16 protein-coding genes and 1 pseudogene are annotated in these 20,286 nt (G+C 63.2%); 8 read left to right on the plus strand and 9 right to left on the minus strand.

Annotated features, from left to right (window positions below; genetic code table 11):
• The first annotated feature begins 341 nt into the window (after positions 1 to 341).
• The 3 genes and pseudogenes from BKX98_RS10105 (at position 342) to BKX98_RS10115 (ending at position 1,331) form a co-directional block, all read left to right on the plus strand.
• Positions 342 to 593 (plus strand): type II toxin-antitoxin system Phd/YefM family antitoxin, encoded by a 252-nt coding sequence (locus tag BKX98_RS10105; RefSeq protein WP_038992858.1) that lies wholly within the window; start codon positions 342 to 344, stop codon positions 591 to 593.
• Positions 594 to 848, plus strand: coding sequence for a Txe/YoeB family addiction module toxin (locus BKX98_RS10110; protein ID WP_073707125.1), 255 nt, complete (start codon positions 594 to 596; stop codon positions 846 to 848).
• A 67-nt stretch (positions 849 to 915) separates the two neighbouring features.
• Positions 916 to 1,331: pseudogene (locus BKX98_RS10115) on the plus strand (Wadjet anti-phage system protein JetD domain-containing protein).
• A gap of 854 nt (positions 1,332 to 2,185) precedes the next feature.
• On the opposite strand, the gene BKX98_RS10120 reads toward BKX98_RS10115, so the two are convergent.
• The 4 genes from BKX98_RS10120 to BKX98_RS10135 all read right to left on the minus strand — a co-directional run bounded on the left by BKX98_RS10120 (position 2,186) and on the right by BKX98_RS10135 (position 7,380).
• Positions 2,186 to 3,022, minus strand: a complete 837-nt coding sequence (locus BKX98_RS10120; protein WP_073707127.1) for a bifunctional allantoicase/(S)-ureidoglycine aminohydrolase — start codon at positions 3,020 to 3,022, stop codon at positions 2,186 to 2,188.
• Between the two features lie 10 nt (positions 3,023 to 3,032).
• Complete coding sequence (locus BKX98_RS10125; protein ID WP_073707128.1) at positions 3,033 to 4,286, minus strand: aldolase; 1,254 nt, start codon at positions 4,284 to 4,286, stop codon at positions 3,033 to 3,035.
• The gene (aceB, locus tag BKX98_RS10130; RefSeq protein ID WP_073707129.1) at positions 4,283 to 5,914 is read right to left on the minus strand and encodes a malate synthase A; all 1,632 of its coding nucleotides are present in this window, start codon (positions 5,912 to 5,914) and stop codon (positions 4,283 to 4,285) included. Before aceB ends, BKX98_RS10125 begins: the two co-directional genes overlap by 4 nt.
• Positions 5,915 to 5,994: 80 nt before the next feature.
• Entirely contained in the window at positions 5,995 to 7,380 is a 1,386-nt protein-coding gene (locus BKX98_RS10135; RefSeq protein WP_073707130.1) for an NAD-dependent malic enzyme, read from the minus strand.
• A 218-nt stretch (positions 7,381 to 7,598) separates the two neighbouring features.
• On the opposite strand from BKX98_RS10135, the gene BKX98_RS10140 reads away from it, so the two are divergent.
• Entirely contained in the window at positions 7,599 to 8,372 is a 774-nt protein-coding gene (locus tag BKX98_RS10140) for an IclR family transcriptional regulator (RefSeq protein ID WP_073707131.1), read from the plus strand.
• Positions 8,373 to 8,428: 56 nt separating this feature from the next.
• Here BKX98_RS10140 and BKX98_RS10145 read toward each other — a convergent pair whose 3' ends face one another.
• Positions 8,429 to 10,282 carry an ABC transporter ATP-binding protein gene (locus BKX98_RS10145; protein ID WP_073707132.1) on the minus strand — a complete coding sequence of 618 codons (1,854 nt, stop codon included), beginning with the start codon at positions 10,280 to 10,282 and terminating at the stop codon, positions 8,429 to 8,431.
• Positions 10,283 to 10,718: 436 nt separating this feature from the next.
• Here BKX98_RS10145 and BKX98_RS10150 point away from each other — a divergent pair, with 436 nt between their 5' ends.
• Positions 10,719 to 12,236 (plus strand): cation:dicarboxylate symporter family transporter, encoded by a 1,518-nt coding sequence (locus BKX98_RS10150; protein ID WP_073707133.1) that lies wholly within the window; start codon positions 10,719 to 10,721, stop codon positions 12,234 to 12,236.
• Positions 12,237 to 12,423: 187 nt separating this feature from the next.
• Here BKX98_RS10150 and BKX98_RS10155 read toward each other — a convergent pair whose 3' ends face one another.
• Positions 12,424 to 13,029, minus strand: a complete 606-nt coding sequence (locus tag BKX98_RS10155; protein ID WP_073707134.1) for a TetR family transcriptional regulator — start codon at positions 13,027 to 13,029, stop codon at positions 12,424 to 12,426.
• Positions 13,030 to 13,222: 193 nt separating this feature from the next.
• Between BKX98_RS10155 and BKX98_RS10160 the strand changes: the two genes are divergently transcribed.
• A complete protein-coding gene (locus BKX98_RS10160; protein ID WP_073707135.1) occupies positions 13,223 to 14,251 on the plus strand; it encodes an aldo/keto reductase in 1,029 nt (342 codons plus the stop codon).
• 75 nt (positions 14,252 to 14,326) lie between these two features.
• The gene (locus BKX98_RS10165) at positions 14,327 to 15,121 is read left to right on the plus strand and encodes a carbon-nitrogen hydrolase family protein (RefSeq protein ID WP_073707136.1); all 795 of its coding nucleotides are present in this window, start codon (positions 14,327 to 14,329) and stop codon (positions 15,119 to 15,121) included.
• Between the two features lie 13 nt (positions 15,122 to 15,134).
• Here BKX98_RS10165 and BKX98_RS10170 read toward each other — a convergent pair whose 3' ends face one another.
• The 3 genes from BKX98_RS10170 to BKX98_RS10180 all read right to left on the minus strand — a co-directional run bounded on the left by BKX98_RS10170 (position 15,135) and on the right by BKX98_RS10180 (position 18,441).
• Complete coding sequence (locus BKX98_RS10170; RefSeq protein ID WP_073707137.1) at positions 15,135 to 16,010, minus strand: serine aminopeptidase domain-containing protein; 876 nt, start codon at positions 16,008 to 16,010, stop codon at positions 15,135 to 15,137.
• Between the two features lie 58 nt (positions 16,011 to 16,068).
• Positions 16,069 to 17,430: an APC family permease gene (locus BKX98_RS10175; protein ID WP_073707138.1), complete on the minus strand. Its 1,362-nt coding sequence runs from the start codon at positions 17,428 to 17,430 to the stop codon at positions 16,069 to 16,071.
• Positions 17,431 to 17,775: 345 nt separating this feature from the next.
• Positions 17,776 to 18,441: a TetR family transcriptional regulator gene (locus BKX98_RS10180; RefSeq protein ID WP_158024687.1), complete on the minus strand. Its 666-nt coding sequence runs from the start codon at positions 18,439 to 18,441 to the stop codon at positions 17,776 to 17,778.
• Between the two features lie 111 nt (positions 18,442 to 18,552).
• Here BKX98_RS10180 and BKX98_RS10185 point away from each other — a divergent pair, with 111 nt between their 5' ends.
• Positions 18,553 to 20,196 (plus strand): amidohydrolase, encoded by a 1,644-nt coding sequence (locus BKX98_RS10185; RefSeq protein WP_073707266.1) that lies wholly within the window; start codon positions 18,553 to 18,555, stop codon positions 20,194 to 20,196.
• Positions 20,197 to 20,286: the final 90 nt, after the last annotated feature.

Genomic DNA, 20,286 nt, shown 5'->3' on the forward strand with positions numbered 1-20,286 from the left:
ACGTTAGCAGGTTGGCATCGAGGGCATCTACGGCCCTCGGTCTCACTCGACTTGAAAATTTCCACGTCTGCCTGAGCCACCTAAGAGTCCGCCGGCAAATGTCAATGTGAACCATGCTGCAAAACTGGCGACGACCTCAATCGCCAAGGAACATGCCTGACTTGGCCGTTAATTACGCTGGACTTACTGGAGATGTTACACGCCTATTGGCGCGTTCCCTTAGCGGCGGCGCCGCCCCTCGCGGCGCAGTTGCACGGGGCTTTCCAGTCGGACGGGCACTTCCCACACCTCAGGTAAGTCGCACCATTAAGTGGTACGGCAAGTAGTGGAAGGAGTCCGAGATGTCCATCAGTGCAAGCGAAGCCCGCAAGACGCTCTTTCCATTGATTGAACAAGTCAACGATGATCGCCAAGCTGTCGAAATCGTGTCACGCAAGGGAAATGCTGTTCTCATGGCAGCAGATGAATACGCAGCATGGCAAGAGACCGCGTACCTCTTCCGCTCGCCAGCCAATGCCCGGCGGCTCTTGGATGCCTACGAACGTGCACGGTCAGGAATAACAGAGACCCACGAACTCGACTGGGACGAATAAGTGCGGCTCGTCTGGGATCGGGCAGGATGGGACGACTACGTCCACTGGCAAACGGCCGACCGGCGCGTACTCAAGAGAGTCAACACCTTGATCGAATCATGCCTTCCGGATCCCTTCCAAGGGATTGGAAAGCCCGAACAGCTGAAATACGGGGCCTCCGGCTCATGGTCCCGTCGGATTACCGACGAACACCGACTGGTCTACATCGTGATCGAAGAAGACTTGATCATCCTTCAAGCCCGATACCACTATTGAATGGCGTCCGGCCGTACTAATCGTAGAAAACCTGCAGACGCTGCCGTCCCTGCCCGAACCGCCCGGGGTGATTGCGCTGCACGGCGGCGGTTACAACGTACGCTATGTGCTCCGATTCCTTGGGTGGTGCGTATCGAGGTGCTGTACTGGGGCGATGTTGATCTGGATGGACTGGCAATCCTGGCGTCATTGCGCAGCGTGCGGCCCGATGCCCGATCAGTGATGATGGACCCCGGAACACTCCAGCGCTTCGCGCAGCTGGCGACACCCCATGCCAAGGGGCTGAGCCGTGCGGCACCGACTGGCTTGCTGCCCAACGAGGTCGAGGCCTACGAATTACTGCGCATCCAAGGCGGACAGCGCCTTGAGCAGGAACGCATTCCCTGGGACCATTCGTTGGCCACGTTGGGCATCGAACTAGGGGTGCGACACCCCTCGGGTCTTCCGCCCCGGCGGCACAGAAGCGCGAGGTTGAAACCCTAAATTTTCACTCACACCACCGCACGCACATGTGGCGGCTGATCTTCAGCGGATAGCCGGAAAACGGCTTGCTTTGGAGCGGCGAACCGAGGTGCCTGACCGCTCTGGACTGGGCGGGGAGGTCACCACGACGGGAGACCTGGTCGTAGCGGAGCAACATTTAGTTACCAACAATTAGCTGGCCAGATCTCAACAATTACAAGCGACGGCCCTTGATCCCTTGAATCACGCGGATTTTCTGATCTTCGGGGAGCGCAACAATTACAGATTGCAGTTCCAGCAATTACAGATAGCGGATGTTTTCACCGATTACGGGCACGCAAATGATTCATCCTGCTGCTCCTGTCCACTGGCGAACGCTCGGGTCAGGTCATCGATCCTGTGGAGCATCAACACATGATCTCAGCAGAAGCGTAGCGCCAGTCCGAATTTGCCGGCAGAAAGGCGAACCCGTATCCATGTCTTTCCTGCGGACACAACTAAAGTGCTGCCCACGCCTGTCGTGCATGACCTCCACTTTGGAATCGTCCAACGTTGGACGATTTCATGCTCCTCACGGGTGCAGAGATAAGCCCCCACTCCCAAGACAGCCAACGTTGGCTGATTTCGCGCTTCCCTCGCCTGCCCGGATGCCAACCGATATTGCCGATATTTGTGGTGCATGGGTCCTGATAATCGTTTGGCTCTCAGGCAACAGCCAGGAACCCAAAACCGGAGGCCGCATCCCGCGCGACCCGGCCGTCAGCCCACCATGTCCGAGCAAAGGAAACATCACTGGAACATGAAATGGACACGGTGCGCCGATAGTCGGCGGGTCAGCGCGGGGTGCGGCCCCGGCAGTCTCTGGAAATGAACGCTTACAACGCGATCTGGCGGTTCTGGTCCTTGTAGAGTAGGTAGCGGAAGTTCTCCGGCCCACCGGCGTAGCAAGCCTGCGGGCAGAAGGCGCGCAGGGACATGTAGTCCCCGGCCTCGACCTCGACCCAGTCGCCATTCATCCGGTACACACCCTTGCCTTCCAGCACGTACAGGCCGTGCTCCATGACATGGGTTTCAGCGAACGGGATGGATGCACCTGGTTCAAAGGTCACGATGTTCACGCCGAAGTCGAAGGCCACATCCTCGGGATCCAGCATGCGAGTGGTGCGCCACTTGCCATCGGTGCCCGGCATCGGGCCAGGCTCGATATCGCGTTCGTTGCCGACGACCGGACCCGGAGCGGCGAGGCCGGCCAGGACTTCGTAGCGCTTGCGCAGCCAGTGGAAGCTGGTGGTCTCGGTGCCGTCGTTGCGGACCGACCAGGTGGCGCCGGCTGGCAGGTAGGCGAAGCCGCCGTCCACCAGCACATGCTCGGTGCCCTCGATGACCAAGGTCAGCTGGCCGGTGAGCACGAAGATGAATCCCTGCACCTCGGTCTGCGGTTCCGGCTTGTCTGCCCCGCCGCCGGGGGCGACTTCCACGATGGACTGGGCGAAGGTGGTGGCCCCGCCGGCTACCGGGCGGTTCAGCACCCAGGCACGGGTGTTGGTCCACTCGGGGAAGACGCTGGTGACGATGTCGCGCAGCACGCCCTTGGGGATGACCGTGTAGGCCTCGGTGACGATGGCGCGGTCGGTGAGCAGGTCGCTCTGCGGCGGGTGGCCGCCGAAGTTCGAGTAGTAGGACGAGGAATTCTGGATGGCAGGAACAGTCATGGTGTAGTCCTTAGGCGTGGGAGCGGTTCAAGGCGATCGCCTCGAGTTCGGTCAGGGTGATCTGGGCCAGTTCGGTGACCTCGTCGGCGGTGACCGCACCGCAGGCGACCCCGCGGTGGATGTAGCGGGCCAGGGCACGTGCGGTGGCCGGCTCGTCCATGATGGCCGAGTTGATCCGGTGGACGTAGTTGCGCAACCGGGTGCCGGCGGCCTGCAGGCCTTCGCGGAAGAACGCGAAGGTGGCCAGGTAGCGGGTGGCCAGCTGGTTCTCGTGCATGTCCCAGCCCTGGTAGATGCCGCGGGCCAGGTGGCGGGAGACCAGCCGGGCGTGCAGTTCCCAGGCGGCCGCGATGTTCTCCGGGTCGCCTGCCGGGATGATGTTGGTGGAGCCATCGGACAATTCCACGCCGGTGCCGGCCACGGCCACCTGCATGACGTCCTTGGCGAAGTCGGCGACCGGATGCTCCATTGACTGGTAGCCGGCGGCCACGCCCAGCGAGGCGGAGTAGTCGTAGGTGCCGTAGTGCAGGGAGGAGACCCTGCCCTTCCCGGCATGGATCAGGGTGGCGACCGGGTGGCTGCCATCCGCGGCGATGATCACCTGCGGTGTTTCCACCTGGACCTCGAAGCGGATGCGTCCGGCCTCCAGGCCGTGGGCTTCCTCCAGCTTCTCGGCCAGGAAGACCATGGCCTGGACCTGGTCCACGGTGGTGACCTTCGGCAGCGTCAGGCGCAGCCCCTCGGGCAGGGGGCCGTTGGCGACCAGGCGCGAGATGAACAGGTCCAGCGTGCGGATGCCGCGGGCCCGGGTGGGGGCCTCGAAGCACTTGAAGCGGATGCCGATGCAGGCCGGGGCCTTGCCGGCGGCTACCGACGAGGACACCGAGTCGGCCGCGGCAAGCACTGCCGCGTCCTCCTCGGCATCCGTGCGGTTGCCGTAGCCGTCCTCGAAATCGAGGCGCAGATCTTCGATGGGTTCGCTTGCCAGCTTCGCTGCCACCAGTTCGCCCAGGCGTTCGGGCTCGGCCAGGTCCAGCGTGGCTGCTAGCTGGGCCAGCCCGGCGGCGTTGCCGGCAGCGGCCAGGGCGTTGGCGCCCCAGGCTGCCGGCAGATCCGCGCTGTACTTGTCCCCCGGGACATATACGGTGTGCACCGGCTGGCGGGCCCCGGTTTCTCCCGGGTAGGAGGTTTCCAGCAACCGGTCGGTGGCTGCCAGCTTGGCTTCTACGCTGGCAAGCGTGGACTCATCGAAGGTGTTGCTCATGGCTTGGTCACGTATTCCTTTTCCAAGAGTTCGTAGGCAGGGGTGGTGAGGAAGTCTGCGAAGTCCTCGTCCTTGCCGCTGGTCAGTTTCGCGATCAGGTCTGCGGCCGGCTGGTAGTAGGCATTGAAGTGCTCTTCATTGTCGACCTCCGAGCGCAGGCGTTCAACCTCTTCGGCCAGAATGCCTGCCACCAGTTCCGCGCTGATGGTGTTGCCGGTGTCGGCGGCGACCACCTGGTTGCGGATCTGCTGCCAGATCTGCGAGCGCGAGATCTCTGCGGTGGCGGCGTCTTCCATCAGGTTGTGGATGGCGACCGCGCCGTTGCCCGACAGCCACACGGCAGTGTAGGCCACGGCCACGTAGAGGTTGGCGCGCACGCCGGCCTCGGTGACATCGCCGGGGGCGCTGGCCACGTCCAGCAGCTGGGCTGCGCTGACCTCGACCTCTGGGCGCTGGCGATCGATCTGGTTCGGCTTCTCGCCGAGCTTCGCGTCGAAGATCTCCTTGCACAGCTCGACCAGGTCCGGGTGGGCCACCCAGGAGCCGTCGAATCCGTCATTGGCCTCGCGGGTCTTGTCTGCGCGGACCTTCTCGAAGGCGGCGGCGGTGACCTCGGGTTCGCGGCGGTTCGGGATGAACGCGGCCATGCCGCCCATGGCGAAGGCCCCGCGCTTGTGGCAGGTCTTGACCAGCAGCTCGGTGTAGGCGCGCATCATCGGCGCGGTCATCGACACCGCCGAGCGGTCGGGCATGATGAACGCTTCGCCGGCTTCGCGGAAGGTCTTGATGATGGAGAAGAGGTAGTCCCAGCGGCCTGCGTTCAAGCCCGAGGCGTGCTCGCGCAGCTCGTAGAGGAACTCTTCCATCTGGAAGGCGGCCGGAATGGTCTCGATGAGCATGGTGGCGCGCACGGTGCCGTGGGCGATGCCCAGCTCGGCCTGGGCGAAGGTGAAGACCTCGTTCCACAGGCGCGATTCCAGGTAGTGCTCCATCTTCGGCAGGTAGTAGAACGGTCCCTGGCCGGATTCTGCGAGCACCTTCGCGTTGTGGAAGAAGTGCAGGCCGAAGTCCACCAGCGCGCCCACGGCCGGCTTGCCGTCGATGAGCACGTTGTTCTCCGGCAGGTGCCAGCCGCGGGGGCGGACCACCACGACAGCGCGCGGGGCGTCGGTGCGCAGCGCGTAGGACTTGCCGGTCTTCGCATCGGTGAAGGCCAGGGTGCCGCGGGCGGCGGCCGAGAGGTTGGAAATCGCGTCGATGACGTTGAACCAGCTCGGGGTCGAGGCATCTTCCAGGTCTGCCAGCCAGACCTTGGCGCCGGAGTTCAGCGCGTTGATCGCCATCTTGGCCGGGGAGGCCGGGCCGGTGATCTCCACGCGGCGGTCCTTGAGCGCCTCGGGCGCTTCGGCGACTTTCCAGTCGCCGGTGCGCACGGCTTCGGTCTCCGGGTCGAAGTCGATGGACTTGGCGGCGGAGAACTGCTTGCGGCGCACGCCGCGGGCGGCGAGCAGCTCGTCGCGGGTGCCGGCGAACTTCTGGTGCAGCTTCTCGATGAAGGCCAGCGCCTCGTCGGAGAGGATCTGCTGGGCATCGGCGACATCGGGGATGCTGGTGATTTCAATACTCATGGGTTGTTCCTTAACCTCTTGTGCTCTGTTCCATTGAAAGGGTGCGTTGACATGCACCCTTGGGTCTTGCTGCGCAGCGCCTACTTGGCGGCGGCTGCGTCCTGCACCGCCAGTGCGACATCGGAGGCGACCTGTGGGTCGAATACCGACGGGATGATGAATCCTGGGTTCAGCTCTGATTCGCTGACTCGGGCGGCAATGGCATCCGCGGCGGCCAGGAGCATGGCGTCGGTGATCTCGGTGACGCCTGCATCCAGCAGCCCGCGGAAGAAACCTGGGAATGCCAGGACGTTGTTGATCTGGTTCGGGAAGTCGCTGCGCCCGGTGGCGACCACTGCGGCGTGGCGGCCTGCAATCTCCGGGTCCACCTCGGGATCCGGGTTGGCCATGGCGAAGACGACGGCGCGCTCGTTCATCGCGGCGATATCCGCTTCGTCCAGCACGTTCGGGGCCGAGACGCCGATGAAGACATCTGCGCCGACGACGGCTTCCTTCAGGGTGCCGGTGAAGTTCTCCGGGTTGGTGTTCTGAGAGAGCCAGATGCGGTGCGCATCGGTGTAGCTCTCGTTGCGGCTGATCGCGCCGTTGCGTCCGCAGGCGATGATGTTCTTTGCGCCGCGGGCCATGAGCAGCTGGATGATCGCGTTGCCGGCCGCGCCGACACCGGAAACCACGATGCGCAGGTCCTCGATCTTCTTGTCCACGACTTTCACCGCGTTCAGCAATGCGGCCAGCGTGACAATTGCGGTGCCGTGCTGGTCGTCGTGGAAGACCGGGATGTCCAGCTCCTCGCGCAGCCGCGCTTCGATCTCGAAGCAGCGCGGGGCGGCGATGTCCTCGAGGTTCACACCGCCGTAGACCGGGGCCAGCGCCTTGACGATCTTCACGATCTCGTCGGTGTCCTGGGTGTCCAGGCAGACCGGCCAGGCATCGACATCGGCGAACTGCTTGAACAGCGCGGCCTTGCCTTCCATGACCGGCAGGGCCGCGGCCGGGCCGATATTGCCCAGGCCCAGCACTGCCGAGCCGTCGGTGACCACTGCGATGGTGTTGCGCTTGACCGTCAGGTTGCGCGCATCGGCAGGGTTCTCTGCGATGGCCATGCAGACACGGGCAACACCGGGGGTGTAGGCGCGGGAGAGGTCGTCGCGGTTTCGCAGGGCCACCTTGGGGGTGACCGAGAGCTTGCCGCCCAGGTGCATCAGGAAGGTGCGGTCCGAGACGTTGCGCACGCTCACGCCGTCGAGGTTGTCCAGTGCAGCGCGCACGGTCTCGCCGTGGGCCACGTCGGTGGTGTTGCAGGAAACGTCCACCACCATGTGGGTGTGGTTCGACTCGGTGACATCCAAGGCCGTGATGTGCGCACCGGCCGAGCCGACAGCGCCGGCCAGTTCGCTGGTCGCGGTAATCGACGCAGGCGTCTGGACGCGAAGGGTGAGTGAATATCCCGGGCTTGGTGCTGCCATCTGATCCTCCTGTAAAAGTTTTCCGTATAGTGGATACTATTATCCTCAAAATGAAAATGCAAGAGTGTTTTGTGGCGCGGGGCACGATTTTTTGACGGCTTAATATCGGATCGTGGAAGAAATGGCCGATTCTGCGCTATTCTTGGGACAAGGATTTCGCATCGTAGAAGTAATGCGCAGTCCGTTTCCGAAAACCACTGCCTGTACAAGGAGCAAAGATGACGCAGACTGCCAGCAAGTCCACCACCGGCGGCGTCCAGTCCGTCGAACGCGCTTTTGAGCTCCTGGAAGTCATCGCGCGGGCCGGCGGCGAAGCGGCGCTCAGCGAGCTGGCCGCCGATACTCCCCTGCCATTGCCGACCATCCACCGATTGCTGCGCACCCTGGTGGGCGTGGGCTACGTGCGCCAGCTGCCCAATCGCCGCTACTCGCTGGGCCCGCGGCTGATCCGGTTGGGCGAGGTCGCCAACCGCCAGCTGGGCGCCCTGGCTTCCCCTGCACTGAAGGAACTGGTCGCGAAGCTGGGCGAATCGGCGAATATCGCGGTGCTCGATGGCGATATGGTCACCTACATCGCCCAGGTCCAGTCAGCCCACTCGATGCGCATGATCACCGAAGTAGGCCGCCGCGCCATGCTGCACAACTCCGGGGTCGGCAAGGCCGTGCTCTCGGTGCTCGATGACGAGCGCGTGCAGCGCCTGGTCTCGCAGGCGGGCATGCCGCCGAAGACCGCCAATACCATCACCACCCTGGGCAAGCTGTTCACCGATGTCGAGGCGATCCGCGAGCGCGGCTACGCCGTCGACGAGGAAGAGCAGGAATTGGGCGTCCGCTGCATCGCCGTGCCGGTTCCGGGCGCACCCACGCCGATGGCAATTTCGGTCTCCGGCCCGGTCACCCGCGTGGACGACGAGTTCACGAAGAAGGCCGTTCCGGTATTGCAGGAAGCCGCCCGCGAGCTCGGCCGCCAGCTGGTGGCCGCCGCGGACTAGGCAGGCGGCAATTCCAGCTGGTGCCTGGTCACCTCCGTAACCGCCGAACCGGCGCGCTACTGCGCGAACTGGGTTTCATGCAGCTCCCTGTAGCGCCCGCCGAAGGCCAACAGCTCGCTGTGCGTGCCGCGCTCGACGATGCGCCCGCCCTCCACGACCAGGATCTGGTCCGCCGAGCGGATGGTCGACAGGCGGTGGGCGATGATCAGCGCGGTGCGATGCTCCAGTGCCTCGCCCAGCGCCGCCTGCACCGCGGCCTCATTCGACGAATCCAGGGCCGCGGTTGCCTCATCCAGGATGACCACCTGGGGAGCTGCCAGCAGCAGGCGGGCAATGGTCATGCGCTGGCGTTCGCCGCCGGAGAGCCGGTAGCCGCGCTCCCCCACCACGGTGTCCAGTCCATCGGGCAGGGCGGCGATCACGGGCTTGAGCCGGGCGCGCTCCAGCGCTTCCCAGATCTGCTCTTCGGTTGCTTCCGGCCGGGCCAGGGCCAGGTTGGAGCGGATGCTCTCGTGGAACAGGTGGCCGTCCTGGGTCACCATGGACACAGTTGACCGTAGCGAATCCAGCTTGAGCTGCCGGATATCCTCGCCAGCCAGTTCGATGCTGCCCGAGTCCACGTCATACAGGCGGGCCAGCAGCGAGGCGATAGTGGATTTGCCGGCGCCGGAGGAACCCACCAGCGCATAGGTCTGGCCTGCCGGGATCTCGAAGTCGATATCATGCAGGACTTCTTCGCCGCCCCGGGTGTCAAGGACTGCCACTTCCTCCAGCGAGGCCAGCGAGACCTTGTCCGCGCTCGGGTAGGAGAAGTTCACGTGGTTGAACTTCACCGGCACCGCGCCGGCCTCAAGCCGGCGGGCATTCGGCGCATCGGCAATCAGCGGCTGAAGGTCCAGCACCTCGAAGACGCGGTCGAAGCTGACCAGCGCGCTGGTGATTTCCACGCGGGCGTTGGCCAAGGCAGTCAGCGGCGTATAGAGGCGGGTGAGCAGCATGCCCAGAACCACCACGTCGCCGGCAGCCAGATCGCCACGCACCGCGTACATGCCGCCCAGGCCGTAGACCAGTGCGAGGGCCAGGGCAGCCACAAGGGTCAGTGCGGCAACGAAGTAGAACTGGCGCATGGCCATCTTGACGCCGATATCGCGCACCTTGCCGGCACGCAACGCGAACTGCTCGGACTCGTCCTTGGGCCGGCCGAACAGCTTGATCAGGGTGGCGCCGGGCGCGGAGAAGCGCTCGGTCATCTGGTTGCCCATGGTCGCATTCAGCTCCGCGGATTCACGGCGCAGCAGGGCCACGGACTTGCCGAAATGGCGGGCGGGCAGCAGGAAGATCGGCAGCAGCACCAGTGCGATCAGCGTGACCTGCCACGAGGTGGTGAACATGACTCCGGCGGTGAGCACCAGCGCCACGGTATTGGAAACCAGGCCGGACAGGGTTCCGGCGAAGGCCGACTGCGCGCCGATGACGTCGTTGTTCAAGCGGCTGACCAGCGCACCGGTCCTGGTGCGCGAGAAGAACGCCACCGGCATTTTCTGCACATGGTCGAAGACCGCGGTGCGCAGGTCGTAGATGATTCCTTCGCCCAGGCGCGAGGAGAACCAGCGGACGGCTACGGAAACCACGGCATCCAGGATTGCGATCACCGCCATGAGCAGCGCCAGATTGATGATCGTCCGGATGCCGGATTGCGCGACAATCTCGTCTACCACCCGGCCGGCGAGCACCGGGGTGATCACGGCCAGGACGGCGGCGAGGATGGAGAAGATGACGAAGACCAGCAGGCGGGACTTGTAGCTGGAGGCGAACTTCAGCACCCGCTTGGGAGTGGTGGGAGCATAGGCCTTGCCTTTGTCCCCCGACAGCTTCCATAGCGAATGCCAGGCGGCGCTTTCCATGCTCATTTGCGAGTGCTCTCAATTCTGCCGGAGGTAAACGGTGGATTTCACCTTTGTCCATGATCCCAATAAGCCATCCGCGACTTCTAGGGAGGGTCAGCTTACGGTGGCCGGGCACTGTGAAACAGCTGGATTGCCCGAGGCGCAAGTATTGGTATCCATGCATTAGGAACAGCTTCTGCCCCGGGATCATTCCGCGTAGGCGCACCCTGCAAAAGAGCATCCTTCAATACTGCGCAAATGCGCGTGTTGCCGGATCCCATTTGCGTCAGGTTCGGGATCATCACCTGTCAAACTCTGAATATTCCATGATCCAGAACGATACTATTCCGTATTTCGAAATTATCTTTTTTCATTGCGGAATACTGTGGCGTGGCCTACAGTTGACACCATCCAAGCCCCAGGCACATATCTCGGAGCGAGCCAATCCTCAGGAGCAGCCATGAAAATCAAACCCGCAGACGACTTCCGAGTCGCGGAACCAACCCCCAAGAAGCCTTTCTATACTTCTTTGTTCTTCCAGCTTGGCGTTGCAATCGTCGCCGGCGTCTTGATCGGCCACTTCTTGCCGAAGATTGGATCCGAATTGCGCCCGTTGGGCGACGGATTCATCATGCTGATCAAGATGATCATCGCGCCGCTGATCTTCCTGGTGATCGTCACGGGCATCGCAGCGGTGGGCGACGTCAAGGCAGTGGGACGCGTCGGCGTCAAGGCCTTGCTCTACTTCACCTGCGCCACGGTCTTCGCCCTGGTCTTCGGCCTGATCATTGCCAATGTCTTCCAGCCAGGTGCCGGATTGAGCATCGACCCGTCAACTCTCGACGCCGGCGCCATCGAGGAGAAATCCGGGGAGGCCAAGGGCGCGGCCGACTTCATCCTGGGAATCATTCCGGTCAGCGTGATCGGCGCCTTCGCCGAAAACAACCTGCTGCAGGTGCTGTTCTTCTCGGTCTTCTTCGGCGCGGCAATTGTCGTGGTCGGCCAGGAACGCTGTGCACCGCTGCTCGCGGTGTTCGAGAACATCCTGGAACTGATTTTCAAGGTCATGAGCTGGGTCATGCGCGTTGCTCCACTGGGCGCCTTCGGCGCCATGGGTTTCATCATCGGCCAATACGGCATTGAGACACTGGGCACCTACGCAAAATTGATTCTTGCCTGCTACGCCGCAGCCCTGCTGTTCATCGGCATCCTCTTCCTGGTCGCCTGGGGATTTGCCCGGGTTTCGCTCTGGCAGTTCATCAAGTACACCCGTGAGGAATTCCTGCTGGCCTTGGGCACCGCATCGACAGAATCCGTGATGCCGAGGATCATGACCAAACTGACCAATGCCGGATGCTCCCGTGCCACCACCGGCCTGGTGGTCCCGACCGGATATTCCTTCAACCTCGATGGCGCAGCCATCTACTTGTCCATCTCGCTGCTGTTCCTGGCCCAGGCGTTCGGGCACAATCTCAGCTTCGGCCAGCAGCTCGCCGCGCTGGGCATCCTGCTGCTGACCTCCAAGGGCATGGCAGGCGTCCCCGGATCCTCGTTCCTGGCTTTGTCGGCGACTGCCGCTGCCCTGGGCATCTTCCCGGTGGCCGGCGTGGCCCTGCTGCTGGGCGCAGACCGCATCATGGATTCGATGCGCGTCGCCGTGAACCTGCTGGGCAACTGCGTAGCAACCTTCGTGGTTGCCAAATGGGAAGGGCAGTTCGACCGCGAGGCGATGAAGCGTGCTTTCGCCGGCGAAATCACCAATGAGGATTCGGCCCGCATGCTCGGACGCGATGAGGAATGGGAAGAACTGGAAGCCGACCGCGTAGCCAACGGCGGCCAGCCTTCGCCGAAGTTCGGTGGCGGCCCCTCCCCGGATGCCTTGCCAAAGTTCGATATGAGGCCCGCAACTGAAGCAGAAGCGGCTGCGGCCACGCAGAGAAGCAACTCCGGTGACGAACGCGCAGAAGCGCGCAGCTGAGGCAGCTACGTTGCCGGCAGGGCAACTGCGGGGAGCCTGACCACAGAGCGGCCGGGTGCACTGGAAATACTCCAGTGCACCCGGCCGTTCCATGTTCCAGCAGCCGCGCTCGCCCGAAGGCGGGCTTCGCTGGATGGTGCTCCAACCGGAATCCGAAGCCACGATCACGCCATTGGCCCTGGTCCTGCTAGCGTCTGACCGCCCAGTTGTCATCGATCATGGCGGCGAAGTCAAAAGCCTCGTCAAGGATCTCGCGCAGCGTGCTGCCGGTGCTGCCGGTGTTGCCAACCCAGCGGTCCAGCGCATGGTCGTACAGGGACAAGCCCAGCAAGGCGGCGGTTTCAGCCAGCCGCTGGTTCGCGCAGAACGGCGAGAGTGCCTGGGCCAGCGTCACCTGCTGCTCACGCAGCGATTCCTGCCAGCTGGCCCGCAGCGCAGGGGTGCTCCTGATCAATTCAATGCGGCTGATCATTGTCGCCGGATCCTTTTCAGCGAACTCCACTGCCGACTCAAAGCTGCGGCGCAGGAGCTCGAGCAAGCTCTCCCCCGGCTGCGACGACATGGACGTAGCCACATCGGAGAAGTGCCCGGTCGTGGAACGCAGCGCGGTAACGACCGCGTCCTCTTTCGAGGAGAAGTAGCGGAAGAACGTCGCGCGGGAAATTCCGATGGCTTGGGCTGCCTGCTGGACGGTGACACTCTCCACGCCTCGTTCAGCGAAAACGGCATAGGCCCGTTCCGCCAACTCGGCTTTCATCTTCTCGCGAACCCGATCGCGAACCACGCTCCCCATGGCAAGAATTTTACTCTGAGATCAATTCACGAAAGTGAGACTCAGTCTCTTTATACAGGTCAAAACGAGATCTTCAGGGGTGTGTCGCAGCGGAATCGGTTCACGGGGCTCAATATTTCCTCGAGCATGAGGCCATGCCGTTTCCGCTTCGCTAGGCTCGGGTACAGAAAACCGACTATTGATGAGGACAAGCATGGCACAGCAGATTCCAAACCGCATCGACCTCGGCCAAGGACTGGAAACCACTGCGCAGGGTTTTGGCTGCATGTCGCTGAGCGGGCCCTACGGCGCGGCCGACGATGCCGAATCCTTGCGCACACTGAACCACGTCATTGATCGCGGCGTGACGTTCCTGGATACCGCCAACATCTACGGCGATGGGCACAACGAAGCCCTGCTGTCCCAGGTGCTGAAAACCCGACGGGACGAAGTCACGCTGGCAACCAAGGCGGGTATCGTCCGCCCGAAGAACCCGGGAGATCCACGCGCCAACGGCGACCCCGCCTTCATCAAGAAATGCATGGACGAGAGCCTGCAGCGCCTGGGCGTGGACCACGTGGACCTGTACTACTACCATCGCGTGGATTCCCGGGTCCCGATTGAGGAGACGGTCGGCGCCTACAAGGAGCTGGTCGAAACGGGGAAAATCCGGTACATCGGATTATCCGAGGTGACCTCCCAGGAGCTGCGCCGAGCCCACGCGGTGCATCCGATTGCCGCGATCCAGATGGAGTATTCGATTTTCAGCCGCGACATCGAGCGCTGGCTGCTGCCCACCGCCAGCGACCTGGGCGTGGGCCTGGTGACCTACGCGTCGCTGGGCCGCGGATACTTCACCGGAGAAGTGGATTCACTGGAACAGCTGGAGGCCGGGGACATCCGCCGCAACTTCCCGCGCTTCGAGGCATCCCGCATGGAGCACAACCAGCCGCTGCGCCAAGTCATCAATGATGTGGCCGAACGCGAGAACATCTCCACTGCCCAGGTGTCGCTGGCCTGGGTCTATGAAAAGGCGCGGGCACTCGATGTGGCCGTATCCCCGATACCGGGAACGCGCTTCAGCGCGCACTTCGATGACAACCTGCAGGCACTGGATGTCCGCTTGTCCGCGGAATCCCTGTCGGCACTGGATGCCTTGGCCGCCCAAGTGGACGGCGAGCGCCAGAAGGACGTGATGTCGGTGTCCAAGGGCCGCGAAGAGGTCCAGATGGCCCAGATGTAGCTTCGCTGATCGCTACTGCGTAGAGTCGTGAGCGTAGCGCATCGCCACCCGTTCGCCACAGGAAAGGACTATCCCATGAGAATCGCTTTGGCGCAGGTGCTGAGCACCGCTGATCCCCAGCGCAATCTGGTGACGGTGCGCGATCATGCCCGCCAGGCGAAGGAGGCAGGGGCAACGCTGGTGGTCTTTCCCGAGGCGATGCAGGTGTCTTTCGGCCATGATCTCGCCAAATACGCGCAGGCTCTGGATGGCCCCTGGGCTACGCTGATTCGCCAGCAGGCGCGGGAGATCGGCATCACCATCGCCGCGGGCATGTTCACCCCTGGCGAGGGCGGACGGGTACGCAACACCTTGCTGGTCGCCGGCGACGGGGTTGATACCCACTACGACAAGATCCATCTCTATGATGCCTTCGGCTATGCGGAGTCGGATTCGGTGACGCCCGGTCAGTCCCCTGTGCAGTTCAAGCATGAGGGCACGATCATCGGGTTGGCCACCTGCTATGACCTGCGGTTCCCGCGCTTGTTCACCCGCCATGCGCAGGCTGGCGCGTTGATCTGCATTGTCAGCGCTTCGTGGGGCCAGGGCGAAGGGAAGGCCGAGCAGTGGACCACTCTGGCTCAGGCCCGTGCCCTGGATTCGACGACCTTCGTGGTGGCGGTGGACCAGGCTGATCCGCAAAGTGTTGGCCGCACGGTCACCGGCACGGCGCCTTTGGGCGTCGGGCACTCGCTCGTGGTTGATTCGCTGGGCCGTGTAATCGCCCGGGCCGGCGCGGAACCCGAACTGCTGGTCGTGGACCTGGACCTCGATCAGGTCGAAGTCGCGCGCCAGCAGCTGCCGGTGCTGGCCAACGCGGTCGACCTGTAGCCAGGCGGCTGGCTCAGCAGTTCCGGCTCTCCAGCCACTGCAGCATGTCCGGCCAGGCGGCATCCCCGACCCCGCGCCGCATCAGCCCGTGATGCCCGATAGCTGGCACCCCGAGCTCATCTGGCGTGCAGGTCCGGCGCTGTACCGGGGCCGAGACCAGGTGCCCGGTCAGCTGGTCCATCTGCCGCGGCGTTGCCCACAGGTCATCACTGGCACCGACGGCCAGGATGGGAATCCGGGTTCGGGCTGCACGCGTCCGGGCCTGCATGCTCGGGTCATCGAAGAAGTAGTTGGGTTTCCGGATCCAGCGGCTCCATTCGAGCAAGGCAGCTGCCGGGATATCTTCGCCCAATCCGAGTTTCTGCCCGGGCATGTACCCCATGGCCCGGCTGAGCACCGGGCCCAGGACGTTCAGTATTGCGGTGACCCGGGCCCGTTCCTGCCACGGGGTGATGGTCCGCGAAGCGGCCACATGGCTGGCGACGATAACCGCTGCCGACAGCGCTTCGGTGCCGTAATCCAGGATCAGCCCATGCCCTCCGATGCTGTGGCCCACTGCGTAGTGCGGGAGGTCGGGGTAGCTCTCGGCCGCCCACCGCGCGACGGCTGGGATATCCTGCTGGATCCAGTCGCGCATCCGCAGGCTGCTGTGTTCCTTGGGCGAGCCGGACAGCCCGGTGCCGCGATAGTCGTAGGTCACGGCAATCATTGAGGAGCGCGTCGCCATTTCAGCCAAGGCGCGATAGAAGCGCTGCGGGGTGGCGGTCGCCGGATGAATCACCAGCACGCCGCGCGGGTCTCCGGCTGGCTTGAACACCGTGGCCTGGACACTGTCCTTGGCTGTGACGAGAATGCGCACTGCTTCGCTGATGATGCTCTGGGGTTGCATACCGCCATCCTAGCCACATGTTACTCACCAGTAAACGGGCTTTTTGCGGCACAGGATACTAATCAGCAAGATCCAGCATTGGTGCTTTACGCTTGAATCCACCAGTCACGTAGGCGAGATACACCAGGCCCAGCCCGATCCAGGCCAAGCCGATCACCAGCGAGAGAGCACTGAGGCTCGTCCATAGCCAGATTGTCAGCGCCAGGCCAATCAGCGGAAGCACCAGATAATTGACCGTAGCCGCCATTCCGCGTTGGCGGTGGGCCAAGAAGAAGTACTTGATCACGGCGAGGTTCACTGCAGAGAAGGCGACAAGTGCGCCGAAGCTGATCATCGCGGAGACCATTTCCAGGCTCGCGAACAGGGCGGTCAGCGAAATCAGGGAAACAATGATGATCACGAACGTCGGCGTCTTGAAGCGGGGGTGCAGGTACCCGAAGACCCGTCGGGGAAGGACGCCGTCGCGTCCCATGCTGTAAAGGATTCGCGACACAGATGACTGCGAGACTAGTGCCGATCCCATTGCGCCGCAGATGAATCCAGCGGTGAAGAAGATGGAGAGGAATTGGCCGCCCGCTGTGAAGACCACATCGATGGAGGCCGAATCCGCGTTCGCGAATTCATGGCTCGGGTAAACCAAATGCGAGAGGTAGGCCAGGGCCACGAACAGGAAACCGCAGATCAAGGTCGTGAGCAAGATGGCGCGCGGCAAATCGCGCTTCGGATTGCGGGCTTCCTCGGCGAATGTCGTGATCGAGTCGAAGCCGAGGAAGGAAAGGCAGAGGATCGCGGCGCCCGCGGCCAGTGAAGCGAATCCGCCCGCCTCCCCGGAACCGCGCAATGGCGCGAAGAGATCAACGGTGGCCTGCCCGCGGAGGTAGGCAATGGAGAAGCCGACGAACAGGATGATGAACAGGAACTGGAAGCCGATAATAACGATGTTCGTTCTGGCCACAGATACAATGCCAACGATATTAAGGACTGTCACCAGCACCATCCCAGCCAGCATGAAGGCCCAGGGCGGAATCGCCGGGAAGAACTCGTTGAGGTAGATCCCCAAGAGCAGGTAGTTGATCATGGGCAGGAAGAGGTAATCCAACAGAAGCGCCCAGCCCGCCATGAAACCGATGTTCGACCCGAAAGAGCGCTGGGTGTAAACGTAGGCCGATCCGCCTACCGGGAAAGCCTGCGACATCAAGCCGTACGATCGTGCCGTGAAAAGCATCGCGACCAAGGTGATCGCGTAAGCTACCGGAAGCCGGCCGCCGGTAATTTCGGTGACAATGCCGTAGGTGCTGAAGATGGTCAGCGGCACCATGTACACCATGCCGAAAAGCACCAGGTTAGGCAGCCCGAGCACCCTGTTCATCTGCGCGGGTGCTTCCGCTGCGCTTCGCACGCCTTGCTGGACCTGCTTCATCGTGGCTCCTTCTGTGCAATTGCCCCATCGCCACTCCATGACGAGTCAGACGTTCCAGGGCATCCGCACTCACTGCCCTAAATAATGAATATCGTTCACTTAATGTAGTGACATAGCTCACCGAAAACAAGGGGGATCTGCCCGCAAGGCGATGTTTCGGGCAGGTGAACCGGGGCGAATATTTGCCGTGGAACCCGCACGGGCAAGGCGGATCACTTGCATGACTTGGAGCTTGTTGATCACGGCATGCGGTGGAGGCATCCCGCTTCGGAAACGACGGCAGACCAAAATAAATTTATATTATTAATTTCAGGGAAACATCCGCCTGCAGAAATCAACGGGCCGCTAGGACTGGGAGACTTCCCGCTCGACCGCGGAAATGATCGCCCGGAGCCCGAACTCAAATGACTGGTAGCTGACGCTGGTGCGAGCCTGCCGCGCATAGGCCTCACCCAGATCCATCACCTCGCCGTGGCTGCTGCGGACAGTTCCCCGGTCGTCTGCCGGCACGGTGGCAACATGGGCCCCCGGGGCGACGATATCCAGGGCAGCCCCGACAATCAGCGACTCGATCGCCACCATGACCATGAGAATGCGCGGCACGGCCACGCCGGCGCGGCGCAGGATCCGGCCCATTTCCTCATAGATGACACCGGATTCCGATTCCTCGGAAATGGGCGTGGCGACAATCAGTTCCACTGCCGCGGGAACCCGGAGCAACGCTTCGCGGAAGAGCACCGCGAAATGGAACAGCGCTTCGGTCCACGGCAAATCAGCCAGCATGTTCCGCTCAATGGATCGCACCATGTCGCGGCGCATCAGGTTCACCAGGTGCTGGCGGTTGTCCACGTGGTTGTAGAGCGCAGGCGTACGCACACCCAAGGAGCGCGCCAGGCGCCCCATGGAGAACTCCTCTGGCCCGGCTTCTTCAAGCAGGGCAAAGGCCGCATCGACAATGCCCTGCTGGGTCAGGATCGGCGTAGCCGGCCGGCCGGCGACTCTTTGCGACATGAAAACCATCCTGCGTCGTGGGTTAATCCGCTTCCATCCAACCATGGACAGCTGGCTCGGCTCCGTTTAGACTCAAAAATAATTAACGCTATTAATTTAAGGAGACGAATGATGACCGGTCCGCAGACTGTGCTTTACGCAAGGACCATCCACACACTGGCCCAGGAGCACCCTGCCAGCGCCTTGGGGATCACCGATGGCCGTATCTCGCATGTAGGCACCAGGGAGCAGGCCCAAGGCTGGATCGCAGACGGAACGACGGTCATCGACTATGGCGAAGCCGCGATTACCCCGGGGCTAGTAGATGCGCACATCCATCCGGTCTTCGGGCAGTCGGTGGCCCGAGGCGTGTTTCTCGGCGATGCCAGGACGCTCGATGAAGCCAAACGCCTCATCGCAGGGCATGCGCAGGCCTGTGCTCCCGGGGATGTGGTGCTCGGCCATGGACTGAACGTGGCGATCTTCGGCACCGCGGAGCCCAGCGGGCAGTTCCTCGACGAGGCCGCCCCGGGGCGGGCCAGCTATGCCACCTGCTTCGATGCGCATTCAGCCGTGGCCTCCTCGGCGATGCTCCAGCGCGCGGGCATCGACGGCACCGAGAGCTTCGCCGACGGCTCCAGCGTCGTAGTGGACTCCGATGGCCGGCCCACGGGCTTCCTCCGGGAATTCGCGGCCATGGCGCTAGCCGAAAAGGCCCTGCCGGTGCTGGGCATCGACGACAAGGTGGAAGCCGTCTATCGGCTGCTGCGGGACATGGCGGCCAGCGGGCTGACCGGCGGGGAAATGCTGGATCTGGCCGATCCTGATTCATTGGAGATCTTCCGGCGCCTGGAGCTGCGCGGCGAATTGCCCATCAAGCTGCGCATCGCCCCGTGGATCATGGCCAGCGATCCGGCAGAAACCCTCGACCAGGTCATCGCGCTGCAGGCAGAACGCGGACGGCGCTGGCAGGTGCGCGGCGCCAAGCTGATGATCGACGGCACCGTGGACAACGGCACGGCGTGGCTCTACGAGCCAGACACCGAAGGCGAATCCACCGAATCCCTTTACCTGGATCCAAGCCGCTATGTGGCCAATCTGCGCACCCTTGCCCAGGCAGGCGTAACCACCACGACCCATGCCATCGGCGACCAGGGCATAGGTTTCGTCATTTCCGCCATCGCATCGCTGCCCCGCAATGGGCTTCGCCACCGGATCGAGCATCTCGAAGAACTCAACGACGAGGATTTCGCCCGGCTCAAGGCTTCCGGGGCCACCATCAGCATGCAGCCCACGCATTGCACGCACTTTGTCCGCGCCGACGGATCTGATGCCTGGTCCCGGCGGCTGGGCCAGCATCGCGCAAGCTTCGCCTACCGCCTGCGTGATGTCAAGGATGCCGGCATGGTGCTGGCGCTGGGCTCCGACTGGCCCATTGCCCCCTTCGATCCGCGGCTGATCATGGCGGACGCGCAGACCCGCAGGCGCACCGAAGTGCCCGGCAGCGACAGCGTGCAGCCACGACATCGCTTGTCGGCTCGCGAAGCGCTGGAAGGCTACACCGTGAACGTCTACGAAAGCACCGGTGCCACCGGCGGCCGCTTGGAAACCGGGATGCCCGCGGACCTGACCATCTTCGCAGCAGATCCGCTGTCGGTATCCCCGGAAGAGCTAGGCACCCTGGCCGTGCTGGGCACCTATGTCGATGGCCGGCTGGTGGATCTGGGAGCCGAGCTTCGGTCCGTCGACGCGCAGCCGGCGAGCGCGGGCCAGTAGCGGGGCAGACGCCTGCTGCCTGGCAGCTGGCATGGCTCTTCCACCAGGGCCATCCTCCGCTTAGGGTAGAAACAGCCATCTGACCTTGCC

Origin of the sequence: Glutamicibacter sp. 0426 (assembly GCF_001906485.1) — a bacterium.
Taxonomy (GTDB): Bacteria; Actinomycetota; Actinomycetes; order Actinomycetales; family Micrococcaceae; genus Glutamicibacter; species Glutamicibacter nicotianae.